The organism is Halomonas sp. 707B3 (genome assembly GCF_024158645.1).
Classification (GTDB): domain Bacteria; phylum Pseudomonadota; class Gammaproteobacteria; order Pseudomonadales; family Halomonadaceae; genus Vreelandella; species Vreelandella lionensis.
This window is the reverse complement of record NZ_JAMZBE010000159.1, coordinates 1-7,528: the sequence shown is the minus strand read 5'-3', so window position 1 is coordinate 7,528 and position 7,528 is coordinate 1. Positions and strand designations below refer to the sequence as shown.

Genomic DNA, 7,528 nt, shown 5'->3' with positions numbered 1-7,528 from the left:
CTCTACGATAGGCTACTTTGCCCGCCCCTGTTCTTGGGTAGAGCGCGGCCTGCTGCTGTTTGCCGCGTTAATGCTGATTAACGGCCAAGCCATTACGGACGTGGTGGGCATTGCCGTGATCGCCGGGATCTTCGTCTGGCAGCGGTATTTCAGCCACGCTGCTAAAGGGGGCCGCCCTCTAGCGCGCTCACCGAGCAAGGAGCCGCTTTAATGCACATTGTCATCCCCGATGATTATCAGGATTGTGTTCGTGACTTAGACGCCTTCGCTAAACTGTCAGGCCATCGCGTCACGATCTATAACGACACCGTGAGCGATGAAGACGAGTTGGTTGAACGCTTCAAAGACGCCGATGCGCTGGTGCTGATTCGTGAGCGCACGCCGATCACCGCGCCGCTGCTGGCGCGGCTGCCCAAGCTTAAGCTGATCAGCCAAACCGGCGGCGGCGCGGCGCATGTGGATATGGCCGCCTGCCGCGAGCACGGCGTGGTGGTACTGGCAGGCACCGGCTCGCCCTATGCGGCGGCCGAGCTCACCTGGGGGCTGGTGCTCTCTGCCATGCGGCGCATTCCTGAAGAGGTGGAAAACCTCAAGGCAGGCCGCTGGCAGCGCACCCTGGGCACCGGCCTGAAAGGGCGCACGCTGGGCGTATTTGGCTATGGAAAAATAGGCCAGTTAGTGGCCCGCTACGGCCAAGCGTTTGAAATGAACGTACTGGTATGGGGCCGCGAAGGCACCCGCCAGCGGGCATCGGCGGCGGGGCTTGAAGTTGCGGCCTCGCAAGATGAGTTTTTCAAACGCAGCGACGTGCTCAGCTTGCACCTGCGCCTAAACCCGGAAACCCGAGGCATCGTCACAGCGGCGAATTTAGCCAGCATGAAGCCCACGGCGGTGCTGGTGAATACCAGCCGCGCGCCGTTAGTGGAGGCGGGCGCTTTGGAAGCCGCGTTGAAAGCGGGCCGCCCCGGCATGGCCGCTGTGGACGTGTTTGATGAAGAACCAGTGGTAGAGCATACACTGCTGGCGCTGCCCAACTTCCTGGCCACGCCGCACCTGGGTTATGTGGAGAAAGACAGCTACGAGCTCTACTTTGGCGATGCGTTTGAGAACGTGCTGGCATTTGACGCAGGCACGCCAGGGCGCAACTTGGCCGAGGAGAGCTAAGCCATGACGTCAAACAGTGACGCAGAGCGTTCCTTAGAGAGCAAACGGCAGGCGTTAAACCCCGATGGGTTAGCCACCCGCCGCGAAGTGTTAGGGGATGAGTACGTCGACGCCGCGCTGGCCCAAGCCGATGAGTTTGGCTGGCCGATGCAGGAGCTAGTGACGCAGCAGTGTTGGAACGATATCTGGAACCGTCCTGGCCTAGAGCGGCACACTCGCAGCCTGATTAACATTGCCATGCTGGTGGCCTTGAACAGACCCCACGAACTCAAAGTACACGTACGTGGGGCACTGAATAACGGCTGTAGCGAAGAGCAAATCCGCGAGGTGCTGCTGCAGTGCGTGCCCTATTGCGGCTTCCCTGCCGCGATAGATGGGCTACGCACGGCCCGCGAGGTGATTAACGCGGCGCGTCAGCCTGACCAGCCCAGCAGTATGGGCACGTAAACTACCAGCAGCAGCACGCCAATTAGCCCTAGCAGGTAGGGGATAATAGCGCGGGTAATACGCTCTAGCGGCAGTTGGGTGACGGACGACGCCACGTACAGGTTGATCGCCACGGGTGGGGTAATCATGCCTATCGATAGCCCCACCACAATGATCAGCCCGAAGTGGATCGGGTCGATGCCCAGTTGCAGCACCAGTGGCAGAAGCACCGGGGTCAGAATGATCAAAGCGCTGGCTGTTTCGATAAACACCCCGGTCAGCAGGATCACCGCCACGACCAACAGCATAATCACGTAAGGGTTGGTGGAGAGCGACAGCACCGCCTGGGCAATCGCGCCGGGCACCTGCCAGCTTGAGAGCGTCCAGCTCAGCACCGCCGACATGGCAATCACCAGCATAATCACCGCCGTGGTCATCGCCGAGCGAATCAGCAGCTTATACACCTGAGGCAGGGTTAAATCCCGATACACAAACAGCGACACCAGCAGCGCGTAGTTTACCGCCACCACGGCCGCTTCCGACGGCGTGAAAATCCCCGAGAAGATACCCCCCAGAATAATCACCGGCGTCATCAGCCCCCAACTGGCTGCTTTTAACGTGCGCCAAATAGTGGCCAGTGAGAGCGGCGTACCTTTCGGGTACTTGCGTTTATACGCCTGGGTAATTGCAATGGTCATGAGCGCTATACCCATCGCCAGCCCCGGTAAAAAGCCGTTCAAGAACAGCGACGATACCGACTGCTGGGCAATGACCGCGTAGATAATCATCGGCACCGACGGAGGAATCACCACGCCAATGGTGCCGCTGGCAGCAATTAAGCTAGCCGCTGAAGCAGGGTCGTAGCCTTTGCGCTTAAGCTCTGGCACTAGGCTTGAACCCACCGCTGCGGTAGTAGCCGCGCCGGAGCCGGAAATGGCCGCAAAGAACATGCCCGCCATCACCGAAACCACCGACAGCCCGCCGCGCATAAAGCCCACCAGCGAATCGGCAAAGCTCACCAGCCGCTCGCTGACTTTGCCCTGGGCCATTAAATCCCCGGCTAGGATAAACATTGGAATAGCCACCAGAGCAAAGGAGTTAATGCCCTGGAACATCTGCTGGGTGACCACCATCAACGGCACGCCGGATTGGTACAGCGCGTAGAGCGAGCTGGCTCCAATCGCGAAGGCAATCGGCACGCCCAGCAGCATAAATAGGAAGAACAGCCCAAAGAGTACCAGCGTCATAGCGGCTCCTCCTGGTCGGCTGCCGTGGGTTCACCGTTCACCAGTACCTCGACCATGTCCACCAGGGCATACCATGCCATGATGCCCGCCGCGAGCGGCATCACCGCATACACATACGTCATCGAGAGTCGCAGCGAAGCGGACTTCTGGAAGCTCTGCACCTGCATATAGCGGTAGCCAATCACGATCAGCGTGATCATAAACGCCACCACAATCGCCAGCGCCGCGAGCCTGGCCAGCTTACGCAGCGGTAGTGGCAGGGCATCCACCGCAAAGGTGACGGCAATATGCCGCCCGCGCTGAAACGCCAGCGTGCCCGCTAAAAAGGTGATCCACACCAGCAGAAACCGCGCGACCTCTTCGGTCCAGCCCACGGCGCTGAACAGCACCCGCGAGACGATCTGTAGCGTGATGACGCCAATTAAAGCTGCCATGCCCGCAAACACCACGGGCTGGATGATGGCATCCAGCCCGCGTTCAATGCGTTGCAGCAGCGTCAAAAGAGGCTGTGCAAACGACATCACTGTTGCAGCGCCTCCTGGATACGCGGCAGGTAGTCACCGAACTGCTCGCCGTACTTCTCGTACACCGGCGCAACGGCGGCTTGGAAGGCTTCCATATCCGGCGTGTCGTTAATTTCCATGCCTGCTTCGCGCAGTGCTGCCAGCTGTTCGGCTTCCATATCTGCGTTCACTTGGCGTTCATGCTCGGCGGCTTCCTGGGCGGCTTCTTCCAATACCGTTTGGGCGGCTTCGGGGAGCTGGTTCCAGGCGGGCATACCCATCACAAAAATCGCCGGGGCGTAGGTGTGGCGGGAGAGCGTCATGTAGGTCTGGGTTTCATCCAGTTTGAACGAGTGAATCACGTTCACCGGGTTTTCCTGGCCGTCGATGGTGCCCTGCTGCATGGCGGTGAGCGCTTCGGTCCACGCCATCGGAATCGCGTTGGCACCCAGCTCGCGGAAGGTGTCGGTATAAACGGGGTTTTCCATCACGCGGATGCGCAGGCCATCCAAATCTTCTGGGGAATTCACCGCCCGCTCGCTGTTGGTCAGGTTGCGGAAGCCGCGCTCGGCGTAAGCCAAGCCTTTCAGGTTCACGTCCGCCAGCTTATCCAGCAGTTCCTGGCCGATGGGGCCATCCAGCACTTCATAGGCGGCTTCGGGGGAGGGGAACAGGAACGGCAGTTCAAACACCGCCATCTCTTCGACAAAGTTGGCCACCGGCCCGTTGGTAATCACGCCCATATCCACGGTACCGATCTGCATGCCTTCCAGCAGCGTGCGCTCATCGCCTAGCGAGGCGTTGGGGAAGATCTCGATATTCACCTTGCCATCGGTGCGTTCTTCTACCAGCTCTTCAAACTTGGTGGCCGCAATATGGAAGCCATCCTGCTCGTTCACCACGTGGGCTAAACGCAGAGTAACGAGGTCCATATCTGCAAAATCAGCGGCGTTCGCGGCACTTACCAGTGCCAGTGAGATGCCCAGTGCCAGCGTACTACGTGCAAATGTTTTCATTTATTATGTTCCCAATCGAACCAAGGGTGGTTAAGAGGTGCAAAAGTGCCCCCAGAGCATGCACCACCGCAGGGAAAACGGTCAATCATAAGGCGGCCTAAAACCGCCCCGCCGCTAGACACAGCCCGCCCACACGGGTACGATACGCACCCAAAGCGCCCGTAGCTCAGTTGGATAGAGTGTCGGCCTCCGAAGCCGAAGGTCGCAGGTTCAATTCCTGCCGGGCGCGCCAGATATATCAAGGGCTTACGTTAACGCGTAGGCCCTTATTTTTTGCCTGTGACCACCCTGTGACCAAATCGTGGCCACAATTTCTTCATCACATTCCTGATATGTCTATCCGGTTATGACCTTTGGCTTTTTCTTGCCACCTGTATGGTCACATATGTACGTTCACTTGGATTCAATAAAATTAAGCAGTATGGTAGCTTGAAGTGACCTTCGGCCTTTGAGGGGGTTGGGCACAGCGACATAGATTGTGATCGTCACACCAAGGATGAGAAAACAACGTGCAATTCTCACAGCTACTAGACACTCTTGCTAGGTCGTCAGCTCAAGCGGTTACTACGCTCGGACAGGGACAAAAAGAACAAGATGAGCTAAAAAGCTATCTCTACGTTGAAACTGAAATTGAGAAAGATTTTAGAAGGTTGCTGGACTCCAACCTCACATCGGATACCGTGATTTTTCTATGCGGCTCATCTGGTGACGGCAAATCTGAAATTCTAAAACGCTATCACGAGACCTACTCGAAGAGAGTCAGGTTTCACCTAGATGCCACTCATGCGTTTAAGCCTGACCAAGACGCCATTGAAGCGTTAGACCAGCTCTTTGATGAACACAGTGAATCGGACAAGCCACTAGTCGTTGGAATAAATGTCGGGATGTTATTTAACTTTGCGTCCCAAGGACATCTCCGCCACGAAAATATCAGAAGTGCCATTGAGTCGTACCTCCAAAGTGGAGAAGAAACTTCAAATTCTTATAAGTTCTTGAACTTTGAGCAATACCCAAAATTCAGTATTGAGGAGGGAAAGACTGGGTCGAGCTTTATTAGTGAACTGATTGCGCGCGTAGTTGCTACCACTGAAAATAATCCTCTACATCTGGCATATCTGGATGCGGTTCGAACGAGTCCCAGTAAACTGACGCTGAACTATGAGTTGCTAAAACACGAGCAGGTGCGTGATCGGATAGTCCACCTGCTTCTCTCTGCTAGGTTAAAGTTTGATCAATTTCTTTCTGCGCGGGCCCTTCTTGATTTCGTACACCATTTGGTCTGCGGCCCCTGTTTACTTTTCAATAATCTATTTGTGGCTGGCCATAATGATTTGAGTGACATTATTAGCCACTTTGACCCATGTACGATTAGGTCTCGGAGTATTGACCAGTTTCTCATACAGCATCCTCTAGGCATAAGAGAGGCGACTTTCGATGATTTCCAGAATTCAGTGCAGGAAACCTTTGGCATAGCCGACATTGAGTCGGCTGGTTGGTTGCGATTTTTTTACCTGTTTCAAGATGTCGCCATTGGAAATGACTTCCATAAAAATTTTAAAAATGATTTTGAACAGCCGCTGTACGACAGATACATTGAGATTTGGCGTTTACATAAAACCTATAATGGAACTTCTGAGGAGCGTCAAAAGCTAAGAGCTTTTTATAAAGGTGAGCTTGTATCCGCATTGGTCCGATTTGGAAACAGGCTCGATCCGTCATTAACTGCAAAGCAGCATTTGTTTTTGTGCTCTAGAAATGGCGTCTTTGTTTCGGCTGTTGCCGATATTAAGCCTGATCTTAAAAGAATTGAAAGTGAAGAGATGGCTAATAATATTCACGAGTTTCCGGTTTGTCTTAAGGTTGGTGATGAGCCACTTAAAACGTTTAATGTAAACCTTAGTTTTCTTGAGTTGGTTTCTAAAATAAACGATGGTTATAGACCGAATAAACACGATAAGAATACGATCGTGATTTTGGAGGAGATTGTCGATGATGTCATAAAAGCCATCATTCGCTCAAAAAAATTGATGCTTTCGGATGGTAGGAAGCACGTTTATCTTACAAATGAAATTGAAGACAGTGAAATTGTTGTCGGGGGTGTCGAGTGAGTGTTTCCGATAATTTACTTGTGCTGGATGAGCAAGAAGTTCAGAACAAAAACTTCGTTAACCATTTTCTGCCCTTTCGATCTCAGTCATCTGGCCTTGATTTCGAAGCAATAGCTGGAAACATTTTAACGGTGGCGTTTCAAAAGCGGCTTGAAAAGGGCTCAACGTTAGAGAGTTTTAAGTCTTCAGTTTTTGAGCGTTTACAGTATAAGCTGACGGACCAAGAAATTCGGCCCCTTATTGAAAAGATGTACTTCGATGATAATGCGGTCGGATTGTTTAAAGTTTCGCCGGAATTTTTAGTTTTTAAATCAGCGCAGGCTGAGGCGTCTACTAATAAACATGTTGCGCAAATTTTTATCGGTTTCCTTCATGACTCGGGCCGAACATTTCCGAAGCTCAGCAATGAAGTGAATTTCTTAGAGCAAGAACTTGTTGAAGCGTTCCAACAGCGATTGGCTGATTGTAACGAAGATCCCGTTGAGAGTCCTTATCTGCCATTTATGGCCGAACTCTTTGCTCAAGATCTGGGCTTTCTTTTAGAGCACCCTGGATATTTTCTTGAAAACCTTAGAGCATTTTTTAGTCTTTACACCTTTCTGTATAGTTCTCAGCTGGCATTGAATATCAACGGTTGGTCGGAGAAGCCTGTTAGTAAACCACTTTTCTTTATTCTTGATACCGAGAAAGCTAGCTTAGAGCGGAACCAGGTGAGAAAAGCTTTTCGTCATTTAAGGGTAAAAGCTTTCGATCTATTTCCAGTTCTGTCTATGCTTGAGTACCTAAATCAGCCGAAGGATAAGAAGGCGAAAAAGTTGCCGCTTTGGAAGATTTTTCAAGATATCAATGGAATGGATGCGTTACATATTAATAACGTAAATGGATCACTGATAAGGTTCTGCGAAAGATATCGAGAAAAAAGGAAACTTCCACCCTTTGAAGAGTACCCTCAAACAACGAAAGAACTGTGAATCGCCCCGGATATTCTAGACACCCGTTAGGCTCTTAAAGTAACGCCTTTCATACTCAACCGGTGACAAGTTATCACTTGTGCTGTGTCGGCG

At 52.7% G+C, this 7,528-nt stretch carries 8 protein-coding genes and 1 tRNA gene; 6 read left to right on the top strand and 3 right to left on the bottom strand.

Annotation, left to right across the window (positions count from 1 at the left end; translation table 11 throughout):
* The 3 genes from BIS10_RS15990 to BIS10_RS15980 all read left to right on the top strand — a co-directional run.
* A partial coding sequence (locus BIS10_RS15990) for a hypothetical protein (RefSeq protein ID WP_253506614.1) occupies window positions 1–211 on the top strand: 211 nt, incomplete at its 5' end.
* Window positions 211–1,164, top strand: coding sequence for a D-2-hydroxyacid dehydrogenase family protein (locus BIS10_RS15985; RefSeq protein ID WP_253506611.1), 954 nt, complete (start codon window positions 211–213; stop codon window positions 1,162–1,164). The genes BIS10_RS15990 and BIS10_RS15985, both read left to right, overlap by 1 nt.
* Before the next feature lie 3 nt (window positions 1,165–1,167).
* Window positions 1,168–1,611, top strand: coding sequence for a carboxymuconolactone decarboxylase family protein (locus BIS10_RS15980; protein WP_253506608.1), 444 nt, complete (start codon window positions 1,168–1,170; stop codon window positions 1,609–1,611).
* On the opposite strand, the gene BIS10_RS15975 is transcribed toward BIS10_RS15980, so the two are convergent.
* The 3 genes from BIS10_RS15975 to BIS10_RS15965 are packed head-to-tail and all read right to left on the bottom strand — an operon-like array spanning window position 1,578 to window position 4,356.
* Window positions 1,578–2,837 carry a TRAP transporter large permease gene (locus BIS10_RS15975; protein WP_253506606.1) on the bottom strand — a complete coding sequence of 420 codons (1,260 nt, stop codon included), beginning with the start codon at window positions 2,835–2,837 and terminating at the stop codon, window positions 1,578–1,580. The genes BIS10_RS15980 and BIS10_RS15975 overlap by 34 nt on opposite strands.
* Entirely contained in the window at window positions 2,834–3,358 is a 525-nt protein-coding gene (locus BIS10_RS15970; RefSeq protein ID WP_230834376.1) for a TRAP transporter small permease, read from the bottom strand. The genes BIS10_RS15975 and BIS10_RS15970 overlap by 4 nt, the downstream gene beginning before the upstream one ends.
* Window positions 3,358–4,356 carry a TRAP transporter substrate-binding protein gene (locus tag BIS10_RS15965; RefSeq protein ID WP_253506603.1) on the bottom strand — a complete coding sequence of 333 codons (999 nt, stop codon included), beginning with the start codon at window positions 4,354–4,356 and terminating at the stop codon, window positions 3,358–3,360. Before BIS10_RS15965 ends, BIS10_RS15970 begins: the two co-directional genes overlap by 1 nt.
* Before the next feature lie 155 nt (window positions 4,357–4,511).
* Between BIS10_RS15965 and BIS10_RS15960 the strand changes: the two genes are divergently transcribed.
* From BIS10_RS15960 to dptG, 3 genes are all read left to right on the top strand, one after another.
* A tRNA-Arg gene (locus BIS10_RS15960) sits at window positions 4,512–4,588 on the top strand.
* Between the two features lie 277 nt (window positions 4,589–4,865).
* Entirely contained in the window at window positions 4,866–6,464 is a 1,599-nt protein-coding gene (dptF, locus tag BIS10_RS15955) for a DNA phosphorothioation-dependent restriction protein DptF (protein ID WP_253506601.1), read from the top strand.
* Entirely contained in the window at window positions 6,461–7,435 is a 975-nt protein-coding gene (gene dptG / locus BIS10_RS15950; protein ID WP_253506598.1) for a DNA phosphorothioation-dependent restriction protein DptG, read from the top strand. The genes dptF and dptG overlap by 4 nt, the downstream gene beginning before the upstream one ends.
* Window positions 7,436–7,528 lie beyond the last annotated feature (93 nt).

Excerpts from the sequence above, each read along its gene's own strand:
- BIS10_RS15985 (WP_253506611.1), top strand. The coding sequence starts at position 211 with ATGCACATTGTCATCCCCGATGATTATCAGGATTGTGTTCGTGACTTA.
- BIS10_RS15980 (WP_253506608.1), top strand. The coding sequence starts at position 1,168 with ATGACGTCAAACAGTGACGCAGAGCGTTCCTTAGAGAGCAAACGGCAG.
- BIS10_RS15975 (WP_253506606.1), bottom strand. The coding sequence starts at position 2,837 with ATGACGCTGGTACTCTTTGGGCTGTTCTTCCTATTTATGCTGCTGGGC.
- BIS10_RS15970 (WP_230834376.1), bottom strand. The coding sequence starts at position 3,358 with ATGTCGTTTGCACAGCCTCTTTTGACGCTGCTGCAACGCATTGAACGC.
- BIS10_RS15965 (WP_253506603.1), bottom strand. The coding sequence starts at position 4,356 with ATGAAAACATTTGCACGTAGTACGCTGGCACTGGGCATCTCACTGGCA.